Annotated in this window: 26 protein-coding genes; 13 read left to right on the forward strand and 13 right to left on the reverse strand. The window is 65.5% G+C overall.

The genetic code is table 11. The features are described from left to right. Window positions 1–44 precede the first annotated feature (44 nt). From BLS42_RS05050 to BLS42_RS05065, 4 genes are all read left to right on the forward strand, one after another. On the forward strand, window positions 45–842 hold the full coding sequence (locus BLS42_RS05050; protein WP_090577457.1) for a dioxygenase family protein: 798 nt from the start codon (window positions 45–47) through the stop codon (window positions 840–842). Window positions 843–966: 124 nt separating this feature from the next. Further along, complete coding sequence (locus BLS42_RS05055; RefSeq protein ID WP_090577460.1) at window positions 967–1,824, forward strand: SDR family oxidoreductase; 858 nt, start codon at window positions 967–969, stop codon at window positions 1,822–1,824. Between the two features lie 94 nt (window positions 1,825–1,918). Next, entirely contained in the window at window positions 1,919–2,434 is a 516-nt protein-coding gene (locus tag BLS42_RS05060; protein WP_256336255.1) for a universal stress protein, read from the forward strand. Window positions 2,435–2,633: 199 nt separating this feature from the next. After that, window positions 2,634–3,767, forward strand: coding sequence for a DUF998 domain-containing protein (locus BLS42_RS05065; RefSeq protein WP_090577463.1), 1,134 nt, complete (start codon window positions 2,634–2,636; stop codon window positions 3,765–3,767). A 63-nt stretch (window positions 3,768–3,830) separates the two neighbouring features. Here the strand turns inward: BLS42_RS05065 and trxB are convergent, their stop codons facing one another. Both trxB and BLS42_RS05075 read right to left on the reverse strand, forming a co-directional pair. After that, entirely contained in the window at window positions 3,831–4,808 is a 978-nt protein-coding gene (gene trxB / locus BLS42_RS05070) for a thioredoxin-disulfide reductase (RefSeq protein ID WP_090577466.1), read from the reverse strand. A gap of 160 nt (window positions 4,809–4,968) precedes the next feature. Beyond that, window positions 4,969–5,613: a LysE family translocator gene (locus tag BLS42_RS05075; protein ID WP_090577469.1), complete on the reverse strand. Its 645-nt coding sequence runs from the start codon at window positions 5,611–5,613 to the stop codon at window positions 4,969–4,971. A gap of 344 nt (window positions 5,614–5,957) precedes the next feature. On the opposite strand from BLS42_RS05075, the gene BLS42_RS05080 reads away from it, so the two are divergent. Then, window positions 5,958–7,568 carry an MFS transporter gene (locus BLS42_RS05080; RefSeq protein ID WP_090577473.1) on the forward strand — a complete coding sequence of 537 codons (1,611 nt, stop codon included), beginning with the start codon at window positions 5,958–5,960 and terminating at the stop codon, window positions 7,566–7,568. Window positions 7,569–7,615: 47 nt separating this feature from the next. Here BLS42_RS05080 and BLS42_RS05085 read toward each other — a convergent pair whose 3' ends face one another. From BLS42_RS05085 to BLS42_RS05100, 4 genes are all read right to left on the reverse strand, one after another. Beyond that, a complete protein-coding gene (locus tag BLS42_RS05085) occupies window positions 7,616–8,278 on the reverse strand; it encodes a GAP family protein (protein ID WP_176803193.1) in 663 nt (220 codons plus the stop codon). 42 nt (window positions 8,279–8,320) lie between these two features. Next, the gene (locus BLS42_RS05090; RefSeq protein ID WP_090577479.1) at window positions 8,321–9,475 is read right to left on the reverse strand and encodes an AI-2E family transporter; all 1,155 of its coding nucleotides are present in this window, start codon (window positions 9,473–9,475) and stop codon (window positions 8,321–8,323) included. A 107-nt stretch (window positions 9,476–9,582) separates the two neighbouring features. Next, window positions 9,583–9,969: an SHOCT domain-containing protein gene (locus BLS42_RS05095; protein WP_090577482.1), complete on the reverse strand. Its 387-nt coding sequence runs from the start codon at window positions 9,967–9,969 to the stop codon at window positions 9,583–9,585. A 90-nt stretch (window positions 9,970–10,059) separates the two neighbouring features. Next, window positions 10,060–10,473, reverse strand: coding sequence for a hypothetical protein (locus tag BLS42_RS05100; protein WP_090577485.1), 414 nt, complete (start codon window positions 10,471–10,473; stop codon window positions 10,060–10,062). 270 nt (window positions 10,474–10,743) lie between these two features. On the opposite strand from BLS42_RS05100, the gene BLS42_RS05105 reads away from it, so the two are divergent. Further along, on the forward strand, window positions 10,744–11,574 hold the full coding sequence (locus tag BLS42_RS05105; protein WP_090577952.1) for a class II glutamine amidotransferase: 831 nt from the start codon (window positions 10,744–10,746) through the stop codon (window positions 11,572–11,574). Window positions 11,575–11,678: 104 nt separating this feature from the next. Here BLS42_RS05105 and BLS42_RS05110 read toward each other — a convergent pair whose 3' ends face one another. Together BLS42_RS05110 and BLS42_RS05115 are read right to left on the reverse strand one after the other, a co-directional pair. Continuing rightward, window positions 11,679–13,157 carry a hypothetical protein gene (locus BLS42_RS05110; protein WP_143019147.1) on the reverse strand — a complete coding sequence of 493 codons (1,479 nt, stop codon included), beginning with the start codon at window positions 13,155–13,157 and terminating at the stop codon, window positions 11,679–11,681. A gap of 274 nt (window positions 13,158–13,431) precedes the next feature. Beyond that, entirely contained in the window at window positions 13,432–13,992 is a 561-nt protein-coding gene (locus BLS42_RS05115) for a potassium channel family protein (RefSeq protein ID WP_090577490.1), read from the reverse strand. A gap of 249 nt (window positions 13,993–14,241) precedes the next feature. Here BLS42_RS05115 and BLS42_RS20505 point away from each other — a divergent pair, with 249 nt between their 5' ends. The 4 genes from BLS42_RS20505 to BLS42_RS05135 all read left to right on the forward strand — a co-directional run bounded on the left by BLS42_RS20505 (window position 14,242) and on the right by BLS42_RS05135 (window position 19,047). Then, a complete protein-coding gene (locus tag BLS42_RS20505; protein WP_176803195.1) occupies window positions 14,242–16,782 on the forward strand; it encodes a helix-turn-helix transcriptional regulator in 2,541 nt (846 codons plus the stop codon). A gap of 141 nt (window positions 16,783–16,923) precedes the next feature. After that, window positions 16,924–17,337, forward strand: coding sequence for a hypothetical protein (locus tag BLS42_RS05125; protein ID WP_090577955.1), 414 nt, complete (start codon window positions 16,924–16,926; stop codon window positions 17,335–17,337). Between the two features lie 145 nt (window positions 17,338–17,482). Further along, window positions 17,483–17,935: a universal stress protein gene (locus tag BLS42_RS05130; RefSeq protein ID WP_090577495.1), complete on the forward strand. Its 453-nt coding sequence runs from the start codon at window positions 17,483–17,485 to the stop codon at window positions 17,933–17,935. 104 nt (window positions 17,936–18,039) lie between these two features. Next, window positions 18,040–19,047: a hypothetical protein gene (locus BLS42_RS05135; protein WP_090577498.1), complete on the forward strand. Its 1,008-nt coding sequence runs from the start codon at window positions 18,040–18,042 to the stop codon at window positions 19,045–19,047. A gap of 17 nt (window positions 19,048–19,064) precedes the next feature. Here BLS42_RS05135 and BLS42_RS05140 read toward each other — a convergent pair whose 3' ends face one another. The 3 genes from BLS42_RS05140 to BLS42_RS05145 form a co-directional block, all read right to left on the reverse strand. After that, window positions 19,065–19,361, reverse strand: coding sequence for a hypothetical protein (locus BLS42_RS05140; protein ID WP_090577501.1), 297 nt, complete (start codon window positions 19,359–19,361; stop codon window positions 19,065–19,067). Between the two features lie 204 nt (window positions 19,362–19,565). Further along, window positions 19,566–19,721, reverse strand: a complete 156-nt coding sequence (locus BLS42_RS20135; RefSeq protein ID WP_176803197.1) for a hypothetical protein — start codon at window positions 19,719–19,721, stop codon at window positions 19,566–19,568. Window positions 19,722–19,734: 13 nt separating this feature from the next. Then, the gene (locus BLS42_RS05145) at window positions 19,735–20,202 is read right to left on the reverse strand and encodes a DUF6325 family protein (RefSeq protein ID WP_090577504.1); all 468 of its coding nucleotides are present in this window, start codon (window positions 20,200–20,202) and stop codon (window positions 19,735–19,737) included. 785 nt (window positions 20,203–20,987) lie between these two features. Between BLS42_RS05145 and BLS42_RS05150 the strand changes: the two genes are divergently transcribed. Then, window positions 20,988–21,323 carry a YegP family protein gene (locus BLS42_RS05150; protein ID WP_090577507.1) on the forward strand — a complete coding sequence of 112 codons (336 nt, stop codon included), beginning with the start codon at window positions 20,988–20,990 and terminating at the stop codon, window positions 21,321–21,323. An 81-nt stretch (window positions 21,324–21,404) separates the two neighbouring features. On the opposite strand, the gene BLS42_RS05155 is transcribed toward BLS42_RS05150, so the two are convergent. Together BLS42_RS05155 and BLS42_RS05160 are read right to left on the reverse strand one after the other, a co-directional pair. Then, on the reverse strand, window positions 21,405–21,671 hold the full coding sequence (locus BLS42_RS05155; RefSeq protein ID WP_090577510.1) for a hypothetical protein: 267 nt from the start codon (window positions 21,669–21,671) through the stop codon (window positions 21,405–21,407). A 117-nt stretch (window positions 21,672–21,788) separates the two neighbouring features. Then, window positions 21,789–22,346: a hypothetical protein gene (locus BLS42_RS05160; RefSeq protein ID WP_090577513.1), complete on the reverse strand. Its 558-nt coding sequence runs from the start codon at window positions 22,344–22,346 to the stop codon at window positions 21,789–21,791. Between the two features lie 722 nt (window positions 22,347–23,068). Between BLS42_RS05160 and BLS42_RS05165 the strand changes: the two genes are divergently transcribed. Together BLS42_RS05165 and BLS42_RS05170 are read left to right on the forward strand one after the other, a co-directional pair. Next, window positions 23,069–23,575 carry a sigma-70 family RNA polymerase sigma factor gene (locus tag BLS42_RS05165; protein ID WP_090577515.1) on the forward strand — a complete coding sequence of 169 codons (507 nt, stop codon included), beginning with the start codon at window positions 23,069–23,071 and terminating at the stop codon, window positions 23,573–23,575. Then, entirely contained in the window at window positions 23,572–24,297 is a 726-nt protein-coding gene (locus BLS42_RS05170; RefSeq protein ID WP_090577518.1) for an anti-sigma factor family protein, read from the forward strand. Before BLS42_RS05165 ends, BLS42_RS05170 begins: the two co-directional genes overlap by 4 nt. Window positions 24,298–24,331 lie beyond the last annotated feature (34 nt).

Below are 24,331 nucleotides of genomic sequence, written 5' to 3' on the forward strand. Positions count from 1 at the left end.
TCCAGAAACTTGAAGCTTCAATCAAATCGGGCTACGATATTTCCATGACTCAGACTGCCGACCGGACTCCGGTCCTCTTCCTCAGCCATGGAGCGCCGCCGCTGGCCGACGACACCACGTGGACCCGCGAACTCAATGACTGGTCCGGCACATTCGGCAAGCCCAAGGACATCCTCATGGTCTCCGCCCACTGGGAGAATGCCCCGGTGACGCTCGGCGCCACCGGGCGCGATCCGGGGCTGGTGTACGACTTCGGAGGCTTCGCCCAGAAGTACTACGAGGTGACCTATGACGCCCCGCAGGCGCCTGAGCTCGCTGCTGAAGTGGAAAAGCTGGTGGCCGCCCACGGCCACCACGTGGAGCGCGACGAAAGCCGCGGCCTGGACCACGGAGCCTACGTTCCGCTGAAAGAGATGTACCCGGCAGCGGACGTGCCAGTGGTGCAGATGTCCATGCCCACCCTCGATCCGCAGGGATTGTTCGATCTCGGTGTCTCGCTTGGGCCCCTGCGGGAGCGGGGCACCCTGATCGTCGGATCAGGGTTCACCACGCACAACCTGCGCTGGTTCAATCCCGCCGGCGGACCGGACAGCGCCCCGCCCGCTGTCTCAAGTGAATTCGACCACTGGGCCGAGGAAGCCATGGCCCGCGGCGACGTCGACTCCATCCTGGACTTCCTCAACAAGGCGCCGGCCGCCCGCGAAGCGCACCCCCGCAGTGAGCACTGGGCTCCGCTATATGTTGCCCTCGGGGCTGCCTACGCCTCGGGAGACATCCAGGCCAAGACGGCGATCGACGGGTTCTGGTTCGGGCTGTCCAAACGCTCGTGGACCCTGACATGACGTGGAAGCGGACGCACGACGTAACACAGGAATGACCCGCACCGCGGGCCGGTTGTGAACAACGGTTCGCCCGCACGCCAGAGACATGACATGAACAACACCCTCGAATTCTAGGAGCGCAAAAATGACGATTGCAGTAACGGGTGCTACAGGACAGCTGGGCCGGCTGGTCCTCGAGGAACTGCTCAGCAGCCAGGAACCGGGCTCGCTCGTGGCCGTGGTGCGCGACGCCGCGAAGGCCGGGGAGCTCCGTGCCCGTGGCGTCCAGGTGCGCGTCGCGGACTACTCCGATGCGGTGGCGCTCACCGAAGCCCTCACGGGCGTCGACAGACTCCTGCTGGTCTCCGGCAGCGAAGTTGGCTCCCGCGTGGCCCAGCACGCCAATGTGGTCAACGCGGCCCAGGCCGCAGGCGTCGGGTTCATCGCGTACACTTCCGTCCTGGCCGCGGACACCACCGAGTTGATCCTGGCTCCCGAGCACAAGGCGACAGAGGAGCTCATCCGCGCGTCGGGACTCGACTTCGCGTTGCTGCGCAATGGCTGGTACACCGAAAACTATGCCCAGACCGTGGCCACGGCCAAGCAGACAGGCGCCGTCGTGGCCGCTTCCGGTGACGGCCGGGTGGCCAGCGCCACGCGGGCAGACTATGCGGCCGCCGCGGCGGCGGTGCTCAGCTCCGCCGGGCACGACGGCCGCACGTACGAGCTCTCCGGCGACTACGCCTGGGACTTCAAGGAACTGGCGACGGCGATCACCAAGATCGCGGGCAGGGAAGTGGTCTACCGTCCGGTCTCGGCACCCGAGCTGGTTGAGGTGCTGACCACTGCCGGGCTCGACGAAGGCACTGCAGGATTCCTCGCCGCCCTGGACTTGGACACCAAAGCCGGTCTGCTGGCTACCGTTACGGGCGAGCTGTCCGGGCTGATCGGACGGCCGACGACGCCACTGCTTCAGGCTCTGGAGGCCTCCACCGCGAGCTAGTGCCTTCGCCGAAGGGCCAGGAATGGGCATAATGAAGGCGTGGATTCTCTGCACGCCCCGGGCATAGGCGGCCAGTGGGTGCGAGCCTTAGCTGATGGGTTCTGTGGAATCGCCAGCTGACTTCGCGCAGGCGGGTGACGGGGCGTGGACGGACGGCCCGCTGATTCTCGGCGTGCCGTGGGAATTCGAAGAGCGGCTGGTGCGAGTCGCCGCAGGACTGGCCGCGATCATGGGGGCGCACTTGATCTGCGCGTTTGTGGATCCGGCGAGCTATCTCACGGAGTGGGAGCCGGACGGTTTCCTGGACGGCACATCCTTGGATCCTGTTCGCAATTTGGAAGCCGAATTCCCAGCCTCGGAGCTGCTCAGCGGCCTTGAGGGCGTTCTCGGGCCGCCGGGCGGCGCGTGGTCCTTCAGAGTGCTGAACGGGGAAGTCGCCCAGGCTTTAGGGCGGCTGGCGGAAAGCACGGATGCGGCTGCGCTGATCGTCGGCGGGCAGCGGCCCGGGCGGATTGCCCGGATGGGACGGCTGCTGGAGGGCTCGGTCAGCGTGTCCCTCACACGTCTGCAGGCCAGGCCCGTGCTGATCATTCCGCACTTGGGGCCGTAATCCGCCCTGGCCATGCCCCCGCAAACATAGGTGCGGCGATCACTCCGGCGGGCCCAGCGCCGTGGGTTTCATCCGCTCTGGGTGACGGCATCAAGCCCAAGCGGCCATAACGTTGGGTTATCGCCGGTGGAGGCCGCCCCGGGGCTGGCCCTGACGGCGGAACTGCACCGGTTGCAAAGCCAGCGAATCGAAGTGAGTGATGTCGGACCCAATCCACCGCGCAGCCGTCAGGTCCGAGTCGCGGGCGCTCGTCGTCGGCAGCGCGGGCTTCCTGGTCCTCGGCGTCGTCGCGTTCCTGCTGGTCGGGCGGGAACCTGTCCCATTGTCCGGACGGGGATCGGCCGGTGACATGGCTGCTCTCGGCGCGGGGGTTCTGGGGGCCGGGGCAGTGGTGGCCGGTTGCTTACAACGCGGGCAGCCCGGGTCGCTGCCGGCCCGCGGGGTCAGCCGGGTACGCAATGCCATCGACATCGCCGGCCTCGCGCTGGCCCACGCGTGTATCTTCCTGCTCGGCTGGCTGGCGCTGTTCTCGATCTTCCAGCGGGCGTTCATCGGTGCAGTCCTCTATCCAGTGGCGGCTGCCATCCTCGTCGGGACCGCGGGCGCCATCAGCGCCTACAGCGCGTATCTCTCCGCGCTCAGCATGACCGCCTACCGGCTCTCCGCGCTCCTCGCCGGCTTTTTGGTCACCGGGATACTCACAAGCATGCTCACTGCCGAGAACCCGCAGTGGTGGCAGGAAAACCTCAGCGCCCTCGGCATGAGCTCCGACGTTTCCGGGGTGGCGTTCAACTTCACCCTGATCGTCGCCGGCGTCGTGGTCACCACCCTGTCGGGCTACGCGACGGCGACGCTCGCGGCGACCGCGAAGACCTCCTCGGCCCTGCATCGGGTCAGGGTACTCGAGGGCGGCATCGTTCTTATCGGAGTCTTCCTCGCCGGCGTGGGACTATTCCCCGTCGATGAGCGCTTCGGGCTCCACACCATGGTCGCTTCCGGCATGGTGGTGGTGTTCGCGTCCCTGATCGTCCGCATCCGTGCCCTGGTTCCCTCCATCTCGGCGACCTTCGCTGCACTCGGATATGTCTTCCTTGCAGTCATCGTCGTCGCGGCTGTGCTGTGGTTCCCCATCGGCTACTACAACCTCACCGCCGTGGAGCTGATCGCCGCTTCGCTGGTCTTCGCCTGGCTCATCGTCCTGATCCGGAACCTCGCCGCCGTCGATGCCGACCAGTTCGACGCAGACCTCCAGGCGCGCCCGCTGTCACAACCCACCGGTGCGGCAGCCCCGTCGGCCCCAGCCGCAACGGACGGAATTGCGGCTGAACCGTGAGTACTGCCGGCCCAGTGTGAAGCTTCCCCGGTCTGAAGCTGTCCCGAGGGCCGGCCCGGTGGTCTACGAGTGGGTGGGTTCTTCGACCAGTGCGGTGGCGATACTGTCGGCGTCGTCGAGCGCGGCAAGGTAGCGTTCGGCGTCGAGGGCCGCGGCACAACCGGTCCCGGCGGCGGTGATGGCCTGCCGGTAGCGGTGGTCCACGGCGTCGCCGCAGGCGAAGACGCCGGAAAGGTTCGTGACCGTGGTGGGGGAGTCGACCTTGATGTAGCCCTCGGCGTCCAGGTCCACCTGGCCGCCGAGCAGTTCGGTCCGCGGGAGGTGGCCGATCGCGACGAAGATGCCGGTGGCGCCGTGTTCACGAGTTTCACCGGTGCGGGTGTCGGTCAGGGTGACGCCGGTGACCTTGGAGTCCCCGTTGATGGCCGTGACGGCAGAGTTCCACGCGAAGCTGATCTTGGGGTTGTCCTTGGCGCGCTGGGCCATGATGCGGGAGGCCCGGAGCTCGCCCTTGCGAACGACCACCGTGACGGTCTTCCCGAAGCGCGTCAGGAACGTGGCTTCCTCCATCGCCGAGTCGCCGCCGCCGACCACGATGATGTCCTGGTCGCGGAAGAAGAAGCCGTCGCAGGTGGCGCACCAGGAGAGCCCGTGGCCGCTGAACTTCTTCTCCTCGGGCAGGCCGAGTTCCTTGTAGGCGGAGCCGGTGGCGAGGATGACGGCGGGAGCCTCGTGCGTCTCGCCGGCTCCGGTGACCACGCGCTTGAGATGGCCGGTGAGCCGGACTTCGGTGACGTCGTCGAACACCACCTGGGCGCCGAATTTCTCCGCCTGCTGCTGGAGGCCGTCCATCAATTCCGGGCCCTGGATGCCGCCCGGGAAGCCGGGGAAGTTCTCCACCTCGGTCGTGTTCATGAGGGCGCCCCCTGCGGTGACGGAGCCGGCGATGACCTGCGGTTCGAGGCCGGCGCGGGCGGCGTAGATTGCCGCGGAGTAGCCGGCAGGACCGGATCCGATGATGATCAGCTGTTGGGTGCTCATTGGGATGTCTCCTGATGGAGCTGAACTGACGGGAACTACGGGTAACGATATTGAACGCCGGGTCACCGGTGCCGGCCATCACCCGTTTCGGGTGACCCGAGTCCACTGCGGGACGGCGCAGCTGTGCGGCGCGGCTACAGGTAGCGGCGATAGGCCGCGGCTAGGCGGAGACCAGCGTCTGCGTCAGGATCGTGCCGCCAACCCCGGCCAGGACCGCGCCCGAACTCCCGACGACGATCCGGCTGGTTCGGGGCCGTGCGAGGAAGCCGGTGACGTTCTTGAGCGCGCTGAGCACCAGCACGTACCAGGCCAACGCGATCACTAGAAAAATGCCGGCCATCAAGGCGTGCTGAGCGAGGGGCGGCAACGGGGCGAGATTGAATTGCGGGAACAGTGACAAGTAGAAGACGGCGACTTTCGGGTTGAGCAGGTTGCTCACCATTCCTTGCACGAAAGGCGAACTCCCACCGCGCTGGCGTCCGGAGACGGGTGCCGCGGGCAGGCTGTTTTTCAGGGGAGTTCTGGCGAATGCCTCTGCGAGCGCCCGGGCCCCAAGGTAAAGCAGGTACGCGGCCCCGGCGATCCGGATTCCGGTCCCGACAGCCTCCGATGCCCCCAACAGCGCCGTGACACCGAGCACGGCCAGCGCGGCAAGAATCGAGTTGCCCACCATGATTCCGGCCACGGCTGTTGCCGCCGCTTTCGGGCCGCGGGCTGCATTCCTGATGACGAGCGCAAAGTCGGGGCCGGGCACCAGGACCACGACGAGGCAGGTCAGCACAAAGGCCGTTAGCTGTTCGACCATTTTGCATTGCCTCCGGGAGCCGGGCTCTTTGGTGGGACGTCAAAAGAATGCCCCCGCAATTGAGCCAGGGCAGTCTCCTAGGTTAGGCCATCTTGGCGTGTGGCCCGCATTCCTCTCTGGCCAATCCGGACCGTGCGGGCCGAAACCTCACCCGCCGGGCATGATTCGGACTGGACGGCGGCCAGCTAGCGTGGCATCAGCATCCCACCGGCGTGGGCACTGGCGGGATGCGGTCCGGCAGCGCCAGCTTCTACGCGTGCGCCTGCCCGGTCCTACGCCAGAGGAGGCGGCATGTCCTGCTGTGAAACGACCCGGGACGCGGCGAGCCGCGGGGATGGCCAACCATGAACTCTTCCAACGGCGCCGGGACTAACGACGTCGGGAACGAACCGGCGCAGTTCAACCAGAAACTCGCGTTGCTGCTGGCGATGGCGATGTTCGTGCTGGTTGTCGACACGTCGATCATGAACGTCTCCATCTCGGCCGTGGTCAAGGACATCAACAGCACCGTCAGCGATCTTCAGGCGACAATCGCGATCGAAGCGCTGGTGTCCGCCGCATTCATCCTGATCGGCGGCAAAGTGGGCGACCTGATCGGTCGCAAACGCGCCTATATCCTGGGCCTCTGCGGTTATGCCGTCGGCGCCATAGCCATGACGCTGGCCCAGAGCATTGTGCCGATCCTCATTTTCTGGGCATTGATTGGCGGTCTGGGCGCCTCGCTCCTCCTTCCGGCCATGCAGTCCCTGATCCACGGCAACTTCGACGGAGAAGCCCGGAAGCGGGTCTATGCCCTCGTCGGGGCATCCGCAGCGATCGCCGCCGCCGTCGGACCCCTGCTCGGCGGCTTTATCACCACGTTCCTGTCCTGGCGCGTCGCGTTCCTGCTGGAAGCCGTCATCATCGCGGTCATCCTGTCCGGAATCAAGCTCGTTAAGGACGTGCCGTACACGGGGCCACGGGAGTTCGACGTCGTCGGATCGGTCCTCTCCGTCGTGGGCATGGGCGGCGTCGTCCTCGGCATCCTGGTCTGGCAGGAGGGCGGCGAAGCTGTTGGCGCCCTCATCATCATCGGTGCCGCCGGCCTTGTCAGCCTGTTCTATTGGCTCGTGCGGCGCGAGCGTCTTAACAAGCCGACGCTCCTGGATCCGGGGCTTCTCCGACTACATGCCTTCCGGCTGGGCGCCACGCAGCAAATGCTCCAGCAGATTGCCCTCGGCGGCACCATGATCGTGCTGCCGATCTACCTTCAGATGGTGCTCGAATACAACGCCCTGCAGGCAGGATTGTCCATTTCGCCGCTCTCACTCAGCATGTTCGGCATCGCCCTGCTCGCCGGCCGGAGGGCGGGAGCACGACGCCCGGCCAGCATCATCCGGTGGGGCTTCATCCTTCTGATGGTGGGACTGATCGCCGTCCTCCCCGTCGTGCCCCGCGCGGACTCCGGCTGGTGGCTCCTGATCCCGCTGGTTATTGCCGGCTGCGGTCTCGGGCTGTTGGTATCGCAGCTGAACAACTACACGTTGTCTCCAATCTCGGACGAACGCGTCAGTGAGGCCGCCGGCGTGAACTCGGCCGCGGGCTCGTTCGGACTCTCTTTCGGGCTCGCCTTTGCCGGAGCCATCATGCTGGCATCCCTCTCGATCATCTTCACCAGCCTGGCGACATCCAGCACAGTTCTCCCGCCCGCCGAGCAGCAGCAGGTCGCGCAGGTCCTCGAAGAAGACGCGCAGATAATGAGCAACACCCAGCTTGCTGAACTCCTCGCCGGGCAGCCGCCGGCGATCCAGGCCGAAATCATCCGCATCAACACGGAAGCCCGGCCCATTTCCCTCCAGATTGGCCTGCTCATTCCGATACTCGCCAGTGCCGCTGGCCTCCTCATCTCCTTCCGCATGATGCGGCTTCCCGATCCCAAGCCCGCGGGCGCCGGTGAGGGGACAGTCCTGGGCTGAGCCTCCCGGCGGCCGCGGCTTGGGCCCGATCTGCGCGGCATCTCCGGTCAGAGTTGCAGGAGGCTGTAGCCGACGAGGAAGAGCCCGATCACCAGGGTGACGATCGCCGCTATCCTGCGTCCGTGGCGCTGCAGCCAGTTGTAGAGGGTGGTCAAGGTTCCTTGGGCGCGCTCCGGAGAGTGCAGCCACATGGCGACCGGAACGACGACGGCGGACTGGGCCACGGCGGCGTAGGCGAGGACCAGCAGGCTCCCTTCCAGCGGCGGCAGTTCCTGGACACTGATCACGGCACCTGCCGTGACGGCCAGCAGGATTGCCTTGGGACGAAGGTTCAAGCCCAGACCCAGGACGACGAATTCCCAGGGCGGGGCGGAGTGGAACCGTGACTTCATTTTGCCAAGCATGGCGTTCTCCCGGCGGCTTTTGCTCAGGAGGAGGTACACGGAGTACGCAATCAGAAGTGCACCGATCACAATAGCAAACTGGGCCACTAATTCGTCCTTGCGCAGGCGCGGCCTGACGGGCAAGAATTGCAGGCCGACCGCCGCCAGGCCCACGACCACAACCGAACCCGCAAGGCTGCCGATCAGGAAGGGAAGGGCGCCGCGGCGTGGATTTGGGGAGAGCAGAATCATGATCGTCACACTGACAGGCACGGTGCTCATCGCCCCGGCGAGGGCGAAGAGCACCAGGCTGGTGATGGTGCTCATCATCCGACTCTCACCTGCCTCGGGCAGCACCCTGGCGGCACGTCATGCCTTCGGTGCGCTGCCGGTGTCCGGACGGCCTGGTCGCGACCGTCCGCGGCGGGCGCGGATTGCCTCGTCCTCTTGCTTGAGGAGCTGTGCCACATCCTTCTGGTCGCCGGTCATTGGCCGCCACCATGCGATCCTAGGATCGGAATCGAGCAGGATGGCGCGAACGAAGAGCGTCAGGGGGACGGCGAGGATGGCACCGGTAGGACCCAGGACCACGGCCCAGAAGAGGACGGAGATAAAGGTCAGAGTCTCGCTGAGCGACACGGCGTTGCCCACGTACTTCGGTTGAATGATGGACTGGATGACGCTGTTGATCCCGCCATAGATGACGATGATGGCCACGACGGTCGGCCAGCCACCGGTGAGGAATCCAAAGAAGAGCGGCGGGATGATCGCGATGAAGTAGCCAATGTTGGGGATGAAGCTGCAGATGAAGGACAGCAATCCCCAGAGCAGTGCCCCGGGGACTTGCAGGATGACCAGGAACAGCCAGTTGAACAAGCCTTGGGCGAGCCCCAGGACCGTGGTGGCGACCATATAGCGGCGCACGCCGGTTCCGTAGCCGTCAAGCGCGGTGACCAGTGCCGGCCGGTGGTAGTTCAGATGGGTCATGATCACCGGTACGCGCGAGCCGTCCATCGCCATGAGGATGAGCATTGTCAAAATGATCACGAGGCTGGCCACCAGGCTCGCGATGCTCCCCAGTAGGCCGCCGAGGAACCCCAGGATACCTCCCGGAGTAATCCCGTTCAGGACTTCCTGGGCTTGCTCAGGGCCAAAGCCCAAAGATTCCAGCGCACTGGCAATCGTGGCGCCGAGCTGCGCCATTTGGGGGGCGTATTGCGGCAGCAGCGCGGAGAACTGGGCGAGCGAGGCAATGAGGACTACAGCAAAGGCGGTCAGCAATCCGAAGACGGCCGCGATTGTAGTCCCAGTGGCAAGTCCCCGGGAAATTCCTCGAGCCTGCATCCAGCGGCGGATGGGATGGACACACAGCGTGAGCACGAACGCAAAGAACACCGGGGTGACAATTCCCCGTATCGCACCAAGGCCGAAAGTCACGACGGTCGCGCCAGCTAGGGCGAGCAGGATGGTTACGCTGCGGGGGAGGGCCGTACGTGGATCGGATTCCGATGAAACCGGCTCCATTGAGCCCTCCTTGGTTCAGCCTGGTTCCACCTTAGAGGCGGGGAGAGGTGCTGAGTAGTGAGTTCATTGTGGCTTGCTCCCCGGCTATTAGGGATCCCCGATCTGAGTCAGACGACTACTTTGCTCTTGATCCGGTTGTACTCCTCGGGAGTGATGGTTCCAGCGTCCATGAGCGCCTTGGCCTTGGCGATCTCCTCAGTCGGGCTCGCTGTGGCCACCTGGCGAATGTAGGCATCTGTTTCAGCCTGGCTTTGGCGGGCCCGCTCCATTGACCGCTCCGCCATCCCCTTGCCGCGCGCAATCATGTACGCCAGCACGGACAGGAGGGGTACAAAGACCAGGAAGAGGATCCAGACGGCCTTCCACCAGCCGCTGAGTTCGTGGTCGCGAAAGAGGTCGCCGATCACCATGAACAACGCCCAAAGGAAGGCGAAGAACGCATAGAAGATAAACAGCCACCAGATAAAATCCCAAAAGTTCTCAAAGAAACTCATTTGGCTTCCCTACTTTCATTTGGCCAACGTTGTTTGTGGACGGGGCTCTGGGCGGGATGATTTCACATGTCCAGGTTCCGGGCGGCCGACCTAGCACTTGACATCATTCGAGAGGTCGCTGACGGCGGCCTGCACGTTTGCGGCTTCGTCCCGCAGGGAGTTGAAGGCCTGGGTCAGTGTCGCGGTGTCGGGAACGGCGTTGACTGCGGAAGTAAACTTCTGTTGGGCAGACTTGACGGCATCCACCCGTTCTTTGGCCGCGTCACTGGCTGCATTAAGGAGATCGTCATAGGCTTTCTTGACCTGATCCCGGGCCGCCTGGATCTGCTCCACCGTGGCACCTGGCTTGAGCGTGTCCTTGAAATTCGTCAACGATGCGGAGAACGCATCGGAGGCAGCGCAAACCGGTGAAACGCTTTGCGTCTGGCTGGTGCCGGGGCTGGTGCTCGGGCTTGTGGTGCTGCAGCCGGCGAGAAGCCCGATTGCTGCCCCGAGCGCGATCATTCGCGCGAGGACTGGTTGTGGTCTCGACATTTGAGGCCCCTCTCTCCGCTATTCGTGGGCTTGCGCTCTTTCACAGGCTTGCGCCTGGCAGCCCAATCACTGGCAGGTACCACCAGTGTTGGCTTCGCGCCGCGCGGGCGCCTCACCCGCCGGGGGTGATCCTGGGGAGGTGCCCGGGGCCAAGCCCATGGCTGGCCGAATCACCCCCGGGTGATGATGTGCTCGCCCGGTACGCGTGATGGACTTCTGTTCAAAATGGAGGAGGACGCCATGTGCCGTTGGCTAGCGTATTCGGGTTCGCCGGTGCTAATTGAGGAGCTGTTGTACAAACCCACCAACTCGCTCGTGATGCAGAGCAAACACGCCAAAATGGGCGTTGAAACCACCAACGGGGACGGCTTCGGTGTGGGCTGGTACGGATCCGCGCCGTATCCCGGGCTGTTCCACAGCACGGAGCCGGCCTGGAATGACCGCAACCTCCGGGAGTTGTCCGCCCAAGCATCGGCCGGCCGCGTCTTCGCGCACATCCGTGCCTCGACCGGCTCGGCAGTCCAACAGACAAACTGCCATCCATTCCGCCACGGCCGCTGGCTGTGGATGCACAACGGGCTCATCAGGGATTTTCCGACCGTCAAGCGCGACTTGGTCATGGCCGTTGACCCAACGCTCTTTCCGCTGATCGAGGGAGCCACGGACTCAGAGCTCTTCTTTTTCCTCGCGCTGACCTTCGGACTGGAGCAGGACCCGCGAGCGGCCGTAGCTGCCGCGGTTGGACTGATTGAAGACGTCGGCCGGCGCCACGGCATCGAGCAGCCGCTCCAGATGACCGTCGCCACTACCGACGGCGACACCACGTGGGCGTTCCGCTACTCGAGTGAGCGGCAGTCCCGGTCGCTGTTCCACAGCACCGACATCGCGACCCTTCGCGCCCAGTACCCGGAGAACCCGTTGCTTCATGACCTAGCGGACAATGCGCGCCTGGTCGTCTCCGAACCGCTGGGGGATCTCCGCGGGGCGTGGCGGGAAGTACCCGAGGCTACCTGCGTGGTGGTGCACGGCAGCGGGGAAGACCTGTTCCCGTTCTCGCCGACAGCGCCCTAGCGCCGGCTACTGGGCCCTGACGCCTGCTACGGAGTCCAACAGAGTCCGGACCGACGTGTCCGGGCGCCTTTTGACTGCCGCCTTCTGACCATGCCGTGGCTCCCTCAGGGGAGAGGAAGGGTGGGATTCGACTCGTTCGGGGGAGCACCCGCCGTGTTGGACGCCGGGGGAGAAATGGGGGCGGGCCTGGTGGGGGGCGCTGTGACGGATTCGGTGACGGGCTCGACGAACGGCTCATCGCCCGGGCCGTGGGCAATGGCTGGGCGGCACAGCAGTTCGACCAGGAGAATCGCCAGCACGGCAAGGACCGCTGTCCAGATGGCGACGGCCGCCGTCGGGTCCTGCCAAAAGATCAACACCAGCACAGCGATTCCGACGACGGCGGCTTCCAGTATCCGCCGGTAGCGGGCCAACCAGAGTTGCCAAGGTTTGGCTTGGCCTGCTCCGACCTTCCCAGTGATGTAGTCTCCCGCACTCGCCAGGCCGTGGCGGACAAATTCCGCCGGACGCGAGTGGCCGCCCAGGAATGCGGCCAGAGCAATGATGAGTCCCACCACGAAGACGAGGCGCAGGGTAGTGCGCAGCGGCACCAGGAGTGTCTCGACCAGGCTTTGAGCCGCCGCCGGGGTGACAGAACCCGGCGGAATCGAGTTCAGGAGGACAGCGCGCCCGATCACAAGTGCCAGCGCCAGCAACGCCATGGCTACGGCCACGGCCAAGCCGACACCGCTGGTGGTGCTCCGTTTCCGGCCACGTGGGGCCACCGCGATTGCGCCTACGGCGGTAATCACCGTCAACCACGCCAATATTGGGGCGGTCGCATCCAGCGTTCTGATGGCGTTCGATGCCCGGACCAGTTCGGGCGACTGGAACAGTGGGATCTGCCTGTCAATGTCCGGGATCCTGGCGGCGATGCCGACCCCCTGGTCGACGAGGGCGGTCTTGACCCGGGCAACGATCTCCTTGGTCGAGATTGTCACCGTGCCGCTTTGGTCGATACTTACGGCGCCGCCCGTGTTACCGGTTGCGAGGTTCACCAGGCCTTGGTGTGCCACCCGGTTCACCTGGATCCAAAGATCCTGGAACTGGGGTGTGGCTACGAATTTGGATACGGTGGAATGAATGAGGTTCTTGGTCTGCTCCGCAATCACCGGTGCTAGCCCGGTGATCACCGCGGCCACGCGAGGCGCCGTTTTGCTGAGTTCGTTGAGCGCATCCCGGGTGATGGTCTCGAAGTCCACGGAGTCGGTGATCTGTTGTGTGACCTTGTCCGCGATCTCGGCCTGGATCGCAGGGTCCGACGCCAAGGGCGCCACAGTTGCCACGTAGTGATCGGTGTCGAGGACTTCACTGCGCAAATACATGGCAGGCACAGCCGCGAAGGCCAGCACGGCCGTCAGGACCACCAGCACGATGGCCACTATTCGGCGAGCCAGCCCCGGGTGGCGGGGTCCGGAGGGCCTCGGTGGGGCCCGCCTGGCGTCGTCCCGTTCGCTTTGCAGCCGGGCAACTTCCGCCCGTAGGCGCAGTATTTCTTCCTGTTCCGGGCCGCCGGAGCTCGGGGACTGATCCTGGATAGACATGGCGTTCCGCCTAGGTAGCAATTCGTCGAACCGGCCCGATGTACCGAGGTTGGGCACTCATGACAGTTTTCATTGTGCACTCGGGGCGCTCGCCCAACCCCACCCACACAGGGTGATCTACCCCTGTGGGGAAAGGGTTACAGCGTCCGTGGCGGTGCAGCGGTTCATGACACGCCGTGTCGATCGGCACACTGCATCACTGTCCGGCCAAGAGTTTTCGTGCCCAACTGGCCCTGCATCATCCGTTTCGGGTGATGGCGAAGCCAAATTGGGCTCACAAGCCCAGACGCCGGCCCGCCGCGAAAAAGGCCACTTTGGCGACTAATAGGAGAGCCCCCAAATCAGCAATCATTTGGACCGAAACGACAGACCGCGCCAACTGACTCATCGGAGTAATGTCGCCGAACCCGACGGTGGCAAAAGTGGAGGTTGTGAAGTAGAGGGCGTCTGTTTTAGTGAGAGGGTGGCTAAACGACGACTGGTCTGTTAAAGACAGTGACATGTAAAGCAGCGAGAAAAGACACAGAAACATGAGAACGGCCTCGACCACTGTCACGGCCGCCCGAACCTGGGGGATATGCGCTGCGAGTATCATCCGCAATTGAAGGGACAGGGCGGCGAGAAAGACTATGACGATAACCGCCAGGCGGATCCAGGCGGCCGCCGGATTGGCCTCGTTGAATCCCCCTACTGGAATAACGAAGTAGAGGGAAAGGATTAGCACCGTAAACGCAGCCAGACGTACTCCCGCCCAAATAAGGACGTGCCTCCGGCCCGCTTTGTCGAGGTCATGGAGGAAAATCGGGTCCGGCTGGCTTCCGTGCTTCGTCGCCATGACTGATGGTACCCCGGCCCCGCAATTGGCGCCGCGCGCCGCAAATGTGTAGCGCCGACTGCCATTTGGCCCCACCACGCGGAGACGCACAAGGGGTCTTTGCGCCCTGTTAGGGCCCTTTTGCGTCGGCCTAGCATGTGCTACGTGGGAGAAATGCGAAATGTCGGATGGCTGCCTGGTCCTCAGTTCAAGATCCGGCCACCCTTGCGTGGCCTTGGAGCGTTGGAGCGTCCGCGTCTGGAAAACGCATTGTCCGCGTCCGCCGATTCGCACCGCCTGACGCTCGTCGCAGCGCCGGCCGGCTACGGCAAGTCGACGTTCTTGGGCGACTGGGTTCGCAAAAGCGATCTGCCGTGCGCCTGGCTGTCGCTCGATCGGTTCGATACCGAACCCGCACGGCTGTTTCACGGGGTTGTCGGGGCAATTCAGCGTGCGGCCAGCACGTTGCCCCTGCCGGGCAGCGATGCACTCCTGGCTCTTGACCAGGGCCTTGCCCATGACCGGGCCGCCTCCTACGACCTTTTGCTCCGGGCCCTAGAGGAGCTCACCGAGCCGATCGTTCTAGTCATTGACGATGTCCATTTGGCCGGGCCGGGGCTGGCGAACGGAATCGTGGGGGTGCTCGCCGCATCGGCGCCCCCATCATTGCGGCTGGTCCTCTCCGGACGGGGCCATACGTCCATCCAGCTGGAAAGGTTCCGCTACGGCGAGGGCCTCGGTGAACTGCGCGCACCCGAGCTTGCCTTCACCCGGGAGGAAGTCGCGCAGTTTGCCTGCTCGCTCGGACAAGACGAGGCCTTCGACGCCGGGTCCCTCTGGAAGATGACTGCCGGCTGGCCGGTCGCCGTGCACGCGAGCATCGTCTCGCTGGCGCAGTCCGGCAACGTGCCGGTCACGACGCCGAGCGCTACGGCTAAGCACGTACCGCTCGCCGATTACGTCGCGGAAGAGATTCTCGACCAGCTCGAACCGTCGCTGGCGGAGTTCATCTTGCGAGCCACTACCTGCGACTGGCTGGGCCGCCGCCTCGCCGTCGAGCTCTATGGCCGGCCCCACGGCGGCGTGCTGCTCGAGGAATGCCTTCGCAACGGCCTCTTCATCGAAGAGCAGGATTACCGCGGCGGTGAATCGATGTACCGCTGGCATTCCCTCTTCGCGGCGCAATGCCGGCGAATCCTGGAGAGGCGTGACCCCCTCCTGGCCGAGCGTCTTCACCGCGTGGCGGCGCGGTACTACCAGGACGCCGACGTCGTCGAGTGCGCGGCCCAGGCGCTTCAAGGGCGCGCTCCGCGCCAGGCCGTCATGTCGCTCGGAGCGCACTGGCTCGACTTCGTGCTCGGAAACGACGCCCAGACCCTCGAACGGCTGTGCCGGGATCTGCCCACGCCGTGGAACGAGGACCCGGAGATATTGATGATCAGATCCGTCTGCCGTGCCCTTGCCGGCGACAGCACCGCAGCGTCCGAGCTCACCGAGAGGGCGCTGTCGCGGACCTTCGTCCTGGATGCGCTTCGCCGCAGGAAGCTTGAGGTTTGCCGGGCCCATTTCGAACCGATGCCTGCCGTCGGCCGCACGGACCTCCACGCCGCCCCGGCCGAAGACGGCCGGCTGGGCAGGGACATGGCTGAACACGGACACGCAGCCGCCTGTTCGACAGGACTCTTCTTACTTGCCCAGGCTGAGTTTCGGCTGCACCGCACCGGCGAACACGCAGCTGCCCTGCTCCAAGCGGCCGGCGGGACTGGCATCCCGAAGCAGTTGGAAGCGAGGGAGATCTATGCCCAAGCGGATCTCGCGTTGGCGTTTGCAGGAGCCGGTGACCTGGTGCACGCTTCAGAGGATGCCTCGCGGGCGTTGGAGCGAGGGGACGCGCTCGGCTGGAGTTCGCAGGAACGGATGGCTCCGGCCTGGCTGGCACGCGGAATTGCGTGCTATTGGAATGACAACCTGACGGCTGCGCACACGTATCTGGCGAGGGCCCAGCGACTGGGTAGTGACCTATTCCCGTCCGGACCGCTGAGTGCCATTTATCGGGTCCTGACTGATTGCGCCACTGGCGATCCGGCCCGGATAGCCGAATCCAGTTCGGCGCTGGAGTCCTTCCACGTACGTGGGCTGTACAGCGTGTCGTGGAACGCCTTGCATACGATTGCCTTGGCGAAGCTTGCTGAAGCCCAGGGCGACTTGGACGGTGCGTTGGCGATCGCGCAACCGCTGGGCGCAGGCGGGCACGGGGCGCTGGTGGATACGCTGCTGGCGGAGCTGCTGCGTCGCGGAGGGGACATCGTTGCGGCCCAACGCTGCACCGAGTCACTGGCTCATCGCCGCGGCAACTCGTATGTCGACACCTGCGCGAGTCTGACCGAGGCGCTTGTGGCGCACGAAACCGGGGATACTGCCACGGCGCATGAACGGATTGAACATGCGATTCACCGGGCCGAGCTAGGATCCGTCCTCCGCCCCTTTGCCGAGCGGAGAGAGGAACTCGCAGAATTGCTCGTGCAGCACGCTGTCTGGGGCACCGCCCACGAATCCTTCATTGCGGCCCTCATGGCACGTGATAGCCAGGGTGACGGCCGGCTTCGGACACAGTCCCACTGGAGCCTTACCGAGCGCGAACGCGAAGTCCTGGCCTACATGCGGTCCATCATGACCGCGGCTGAAATTGCCGACGCGCTGTACATTTCGGTCAACACGGTCAAGACACACGAACGGTCCATCTACCGGAAACTCGGGGCCGGAAGCCGGCGCGATGCCCTAAAAACGGCCGCCCAGCGCGGCATCGTTTGAACCTGCGGCCGGGAGGGTCCGGGCCGGCAAGTTCACCCGGACCGGGTGAGGCCAGGGCTAACTGAGGGGGATTGACACCGGTCGTAACTGTCTGTAATTGCCGGGCTGCGGGAGCGGCCCTTTAGGAAGGATTCTCCAGTGATGAGAGCACATCGCGCATTTGCCGGGCCGCTCGCGCTCGGGGCGGCCGTTGCGTTGCTGACCAGTTGCGCGCCAACCCCGCAGGAAAATGTGTCGCAGGCTTGCGCTGCTGCGGACGCCTATGCTGCTGCCCTGACCAATTTCAAGGACACTCTGACGCCGAGCGCCACGGTGGAGCAGGTCCAGACGGCCCGGGACCAGGTGACGAAGACCTACGACGAAATGATCAAACAGTCCCAGGATGTGGCCAAGGACCGGGCGGATGCGGTGAAGACGGCGCAGCAGAACCTTGAATCGGCTGTCAAGGACGTTCCCAATGACGCGACGCTAAAGCAGGCCGCGAACTCGTTGCGGGACGATACGGTGAAGCTTCAGGCCGCGGCCAGCGACCTCAGGAGCCAACTGAAGTGTTAGGGGCGATCGTGCCGGTGGTAGGCCGTTGTTCCCGGTGGTGAACCGGACCGGCAGGCGCCACATGGGTGCGGCGGCTTCCGCCGTCATGGACGAGAGGGGTCTGAGGCCCCTAGGCGCCACACGACGGCGGTGAAAGTCTGGAATCATGACAAATTCGGATCCTTTTGTGATTGTGGTCGGGTTTGACGGCTCCAAGCAATCGCGCGGTGCCCTCGAATGGGCCGTGGACGAGGCGCGGTACCGCGATGCCGAGCTGCGGATAGTGACTGTTTGGAGCAAGGCGCCGATGTCGTGGTACCCCGCGATGCTGGAAACCGCCGCAGGGGAAGTCGTGGCAGAAGCGTCTCCGGAGCAGCAAGCGGAGGCCCTCGGCGCGGAGGCTGCGCGATCCGCGGAGGGCCTGAACGTGGTGACGCGGACCGTCCACAACGACTCGGCGGCGTCGGCAATTCTTGACGCCGCACGGGAGGCCAACCTGGTGGTGGTCGGCTCCCGCGGCCACGGCGGCTTCGCGGGCCTGCACATCGGATCGGTTTCTTCCCAGGTGGCCGGCCACTCGCCGTGCCCAGTCCTGGTGGTGCGTCCGATACCCTCCTGAGTCTCCGGCTGACAGGCTGCGCCCGTCCAGCGGCGATGCCTACTGCCTGCTCGGCGGTGGCGACCCCCAATGCCAGCGAAGGCGGGGAGCGCTATCATCGGCGCATGACTGTCCTGGACTGGCTGCTGGATTCTGATCCTTCCCTCCGATGGCAGGTGCTGCGGGATCTCGCCGGCGCCGCGCCCGATGTGGTTGCCGCAGAGCGCGCACGGGTCGCGACCGAGGGGTGGGGCGCCCGCTTGCTCTCACTGAGGGACGACGACGGCCAGTGGGCGCAGGGCGCCTACTTCCCCGCGAACGGCGCCAGTTCCGAAAGCGCCAGTTCCGACGTCGACGGTGCGGATGATGCCGACAGTGACGACGGTTGGGACAGCGGACCCCAGCCGTGGACCGCGACGACGTACAGCTTGCTCCTGCTGCGTGACTTCGGGATCGACCCGCGCAGTGAGCCGATGCGCCGGACAGTAGCGCTGGTTCGGGACAACTGCCGCTGGGAGGAGGGCGGTCAGCCGTATTTCGACGGCGAGGTGGAGCCGTGCATCAACGGCATGACTGTGGCGCTCGGCGCGTATTTTGATCAGGACGTCGACGGCGTCGTCGCCCGGCTTATCAGCGAGCAGCTGGACGACGGCGGCTGGAATTGCTGGGCGGCGTCCGGCGCCGTGGTGTCTTCTGCCGCCACGACAGTAAACGTGCTCGAGGGCCTGCTGGCCCATGAGCAGGCCACTGGCGGCTCGGCGCAGTCCGCGGACGCACGGCGTCGGGGCGAAGAGTATCTGCTGGAGCGAGGGCTGTTCCGACGCAAGAGCACGGGCGAGGTCATCGACCCGGCCTGGCTGACGTTCTCTTTTCCGACTCGCTGGCACTATGACGTGCTCCGTGCCTTGGAGTACTTCCGTTCGGCCAGGAATCCGCCGGACCCGCGCGTGGCCGAAGCCGTGGAGGTGCTCCGGACAAGGCGGCAGCCCGACGGGACTTGGCTGCTCGAAAACACCCATCCCGGGAAAGTCCATTTCGCGCTTGAGGATGGCGATGGCCGGCCGAGCCGGTGGAACACCCTCCGGGCGCTGCGTGTCCTCGACTGGTACGAGCCCCACGGTGTGAATTTATAGGTGTGAATTACCTGGCGTTAGGGCAGGACCTTGTAGAGGTCGATGACCGTCTCTTCGGGCAGAGCGGTGAAGCCGCCTTCAATTCCCTGCTGCATCCGGGGCATGAGGATCGTGTCCCGGAATCTCTCCCAACTCTCCTTCGAGTCATGGACGGCCATGATGGTCCAACCGCCCTCGGACGACCCTCCGGCGTGAAAGATCTGGCCCTCAGGCAGGCGCCCCTCGCCTGGATGGACGGCTGCAAGCGACGCCTCGTACTGTTCCTTGGTGCCTCCCGGGAAAAAGTGCACGATTCCGTAGGGCGTGGTCTCCATGGCTACTCCTAGGCTGGTGGATGGGACTCGACAAGGCCAGTCGTAGACTCCGCCACCGGGCATGTCAAGGGACTAGTTAAGGACGCGCGTGGCCGTCGGGTAGTCGAACGGGGAGTGGGCGTCGTATGGGGTGCGCATGACCCCAGACGGGTCATGCGCACCTGCGGGTGCCGGGAGCCGGCACTGAGGTGTCAGTCGCGGGTGTCAGTCGCGGCGGTCTCCGCGGTCGTCCCTGCGGTCGCCGCGGTCGTCCCGGCGGTCGTCCCGCCGGTCGTCGCGACGGTTGATCCCATGGGCGACGACAACGGCCCCGCCGACAGCTGCGGCGGTCCTGCGCCTACGTCGTGCTGCGAGTGGCATGTCAGGCTCCTTCCTAGATTTCTTCGGGGGACTTGGCTTCGGCTTCTGCGTCGGCCTGGAAGGCGGCGATGACGGCCTGGGTCGGGATCCGGCCGCTGGCCACAAGCTGGCCGCCGGCCTTGCGGACTGCCGTGCCGAACGGGGCCGCCCACAGATTCTCCCAGACGAGCACCGCGGCGGAGTGGCCGGGCTGGATCGTCTCGGCTAGGTCAATGACGTCCTGCTCAGAGAGCACCATGGCCAAGTCGGCCTCGGCCGTGCGCACCTCGCCGAGCTCGCTCGGGTCGAGGTCGGAGATCTCCGCCGTCTCGAGCGTGCCGTCCTCGGTCTTCCTCAGGAACACCATGTCGAGCACCCTGACGAGGTCACGTTTGACCAGGTCCTCCAGGAACGGGGCGACCTGGCCCTTGCCGAAGTCGGGCCCGGGGAACTCCACGACGAGCCAGTCCACCGGCCCTAGTTCATCGAGTGTCTCAGCCATGCTGATGACCTCCGTTTCTCATTGGGTAAAAGGCGATCCGACGGACCGTCGCAGCTTCATTCTGTGCCCCCGGTGAGGTACGGCGCCTCATCCACCCCGGGTGACCTCACGCACCGGGGTAGGGCTTGCGGTCCTGTTCCGGCAGTTCGGCGGTGGGGGCGGGGAGCTGTCATTTCCCGCGGGCTGTTGGGCGCCAAATGGATGCTTGGAGATGGTTTGTAGACGGTACACCTAGGCGCCAGCGGCGCTCGCCGATACGGTCCAAAGTCCCTGTTGTGGGGTCCGTGCTCCCGGCTAGTGTGGCGTGAGGCGCATGGCGGTCCGTAATGCGAGCCGGTGCGCCTCCAGCCAAAAACAATGGGGGGTACGTTGTCCAACGATTCAGTCATGACCTGGCTTTCCGGCGACGCAGGCCGCACGGCGGCGGCGGAGCCGTCCAATGGGGGCGACGGCGTCGCCCCTTCATGGGACCGGGTTATCCCGCCGCCGTCCCCCTGCGCCAGCAGCGTTGCCTACTGCCGCGACCATTGGCCGCCCCTATAGGGGCACCAGAAGGCGCATAGTTCCTGTCTCGCTGCGGCCTCCCACGCGGGCTGTTGGTTTCTATTTACCTAGGTTTTACGTGCCTGCCCTTGTGGGCGTTTCAAGGCCGCAGCGAGACTAATTAGACGGGCTGACGTCATCTGTTCAGCCACAAGGACAAACCAGTGGGTAGCAGCGAAGCGCTCCCTTCCACCCGTGGCAACGATGCCCGGAAGGGAAGCCCGCAAATCGGGAGGATTATCATGGCCGGCACCTTTGAACTCTTTGTAGATGCCGATGCCTGCTTCAGGTTCCGGCTCAGGGCCCCGGATGGGGCAGTACTGGCCGTGTCAAAGAGCTTTGTAGACAAATCTGCAGCGGTTGCCGGCATCACAGCGGTGCGGGAGTACGCCGGCATGGGGCTGATCAGCGACCTGTGCCCGGCAGAGTCGCCGGCAATTCCGGCGGCACCGCGGCCCAGGGCCGCCGCCACACCGGTGCCTGGCGTCGACCGGCGGGTGCACGACAACGATCTCCGCATCCGGGCAAGGGCCCTCCGCCGGCCGGCGCACGGGTCTGGCGTGATCGGCGTCGGCTGATCCGGCCGGCGACGCGGCAGCCGACGCCGGCCGACCGGGGCTGACCGCCTCAGGCGGACATTTGGATCTCAGGTGCCGCTGCTAAGCGTCCATTCCAGCGTGCACCGGAACGAACTCGATCTTGTTCGCGGGCTGGACTGTCTTCTTGGGGGCCCGCGAGAACCCTTTGGCGTCCAGGTGGTTGTGGGCCCGGTACTCCGCTACGGCCTGGTCATAGATGCCGTTGAGCCGGTGCCCGGAGTAGACCTGCTCTGAGCCATCCGTGAACGTGATGCTGATGAGCGACTTTTCCGGGAAATGCCGGTTCATGCGGATGAAGCCGTCGGCGTCCTGCTTGAGGTTGATCATGTGGTTCCCACTTTCGTGATCGAGTTGATCCAGTCTCCCGCCTCCGCTGTGCGTAAGCCAACCGGCCTCATCCAGCCGGCCTGGGCCGCCCTGCGGCGGTCGGGGGGAGGCCTGCGCCTATTCGGATGCATAGGCGTCCACGGCTTGCTCAAGCACGGGGCTGTAGCGGTCCCAGGAGTCGGCGGGTGCGGCGGCTACCAAGACACTGCTACCGCGCTTTCCTGCAACGAGACAGGCGATCTCCCGGTATTTGTGCCCGCCGATGCGGGATACATATGTGTCCTCCACGCATGAGCCGGGGCCTCCCCGGAACGGCATTCCGGCACGGTCCGCCAGACGTCTCGCCGGTGCGCCGTTTTCACCCGTGAGGTGGGCCAGCCGAAACTCGGGCCAATTGGACTGCGACTCTTCGCCTTGTTGCGGCGTGGCGTTGAGATAGATCCTGAGATCACCGTTCAGGGCCGTGACGGTTGCAGACACGGTGCCGGGGTCACCCGGCGTGGGAGTTGCATCGGGCGGGATGGACAACACCGCTGTTGCGTCCGGGAGCTCCATGGACTGCCAGCCTGCCGGGGCCCGGCCGGCGTGGAACCAGGAGAACGAGGTTGCGCCGGACGGGGGAACCGCCGGCATCTGGCTCGCGGGTCCGGATCCGCAGCCGCTGGCGGCCAGCACCGCCGTCGTCCCTAGCAACCCGACGAACAATACTGACCTTCGACTGGCCGCTCGGTGCGCCCCGTTGGAGCTACCTATTGCCGTCACCGTCGTCGGGTCCTCCGTTGTTGTCGGCGTCAAAATCGTTCCCGCGAGGTGCCGGGGCGGGGTGCGGAACCATGGGCCGAGGGGCCGGGGTCATGAGCCGCGGGGCCATGGGCTGCGGGGCTGGGGCCGCCAGCGGAACGACATGACGCAGGGCGGGGAAGGCCGGGCGGACCATCGGGGCCGGTCCCAGCGGCGGAGCCATTCGATATGTAGTGGCCGGTGCCTTGACTGCAGGTGCCTTGACTGCAGGAACCCGGTGTGGCGGTGCAACGGCGGCTGGCGGTGCAACGGCGCGCGGCGGAGCCGGGCTGCGGCTTGCGTGGACTTTGGCCGACGGCGAAGGGCCGCCAGTCGCGTGCGCCGGTGTGACCGATGCCGGGACAGGGGCCGGCAGTGCCGTGTGACCGGCGGCGCAGGCGCCAAGCAATAGCGTCGTGCCCAGTGCAGCGGCTGCACACGCCGGGCGGGAAAACTTCATGGTGGGCTCCTCGGGGACGGCCGGCCGTGTTCAGCCGGGCTATCCCTAGAACGGTGCCCGCAGCCCTGGGGTTCAATGCCTCCCCGACTTCCGGGCGATGCCCGGCGCCGGTGAACGGAAAGCCAGCCGGCGTCGTATTACATGCAAGGAGGCCGAAATGTCCGATCAGGAGGCCGAACTGCTCCGTTCGCTGCAGGAGGCCTACGGCCCGGCACTGTGGCGCTTCGTCATGGGAATGACCGGTGACAGCACCCTGGCCGACGACGTCGTTCAGGAAACGCTGATCCGCGCCTGGCAACACCCGGCGGTTCTGCAGCGCCCGGAGACGGGGGTGCGGGCCTGGCTCTACACGGTTGCCCGCAACCTGGTCATCGATGACCGGCGCAGTGCCCGACGACGGCACGAGACCCGGACGGAACAGCTGCCGGAGGTTCCAGAAGCGGACCGGGTCGACAGGATCCTGGACGGGTGGCTTTTAGCGGATGCCCTGGCCGGACTGTCCGCCGAGCACAGGGCCGTCATCATCCACTCGTATTACCGTCGGGAGACAACGGCCGAAATCGCGCAAAACCTTCAACTGGCCGAGGGAACTGTGAAGTCGCGGCTGCATTACGCGCTGCGGGCGCTGCGACTGGCTCTGCAGGAAGGAGGCGTGACCCCATGAGCCAAGATGGAATGGATGAGTACCGCAGCTGGGATGCCGCCTACGTGCTGGGAACTTTGGTGTCCTCCGAGCGCCATGAGTTCGAAGAACACCTGTCCGGTTGCGCTGGATGCCGGGCCGCTGTGGCCGAACTTGCCGGAATGCCGTCACTGCTGGCCACTCTGTCACCCGAGGAGGCAATCGCCCTCGGGCAGGGCGAGCGCGGCGGGCAGACGCCGGGGATGCTCCCCGAGCTGGCGAAAAAAGTCCAGCGCGGACGCCGGCGCGTGCGCCTTGCCGTCGCCGCGCTAGTGGTGGGCGCGGCGGCCGCGTCGGGCGCGGTCACCATTGCGGTCACGGCCCCTGCCCCGCCGCCCGCGCAGACCCAGGCCGTATCCGAAACGGTGCTGAACTTCACCCCGGTCGTCGACGGCTCACTGGCCGCCAAGGGCTCCCTCACCCCACAGCCGTGGGGAACGCGGATCGACTGGGAGTGCACGTACACGCCTACACCGGCTGACGTCCCTGCACCTCAGGGATCCGGCAGTCCACCCACCCCGGAGGAGTACGCACTGGTGGTCGTTGATTCACGCGGTGTCAATACACAGGTGGCCACCTGGACGGCAACACCCGGGACGGTGGCCACGCCGACGGCGACCACCCTCGTCCGGCTGGCCGACATCCGCCGTGTCGAAATCCGTGCCATCGCCAGCGGACGGACGATCCTGACCGCGAGCGCCTAGCTCCGGGGGACGCCCGGGGATCGATTGCAGAGAC

Source organism: Arthrobacter sp. ov407, from assembly GCF_900102895.1.
Lineage (GTDB): Bacteria > Actinomycetota > Actinomycetes > Actinomycetales > Micrococcaceae > Arthrobacter.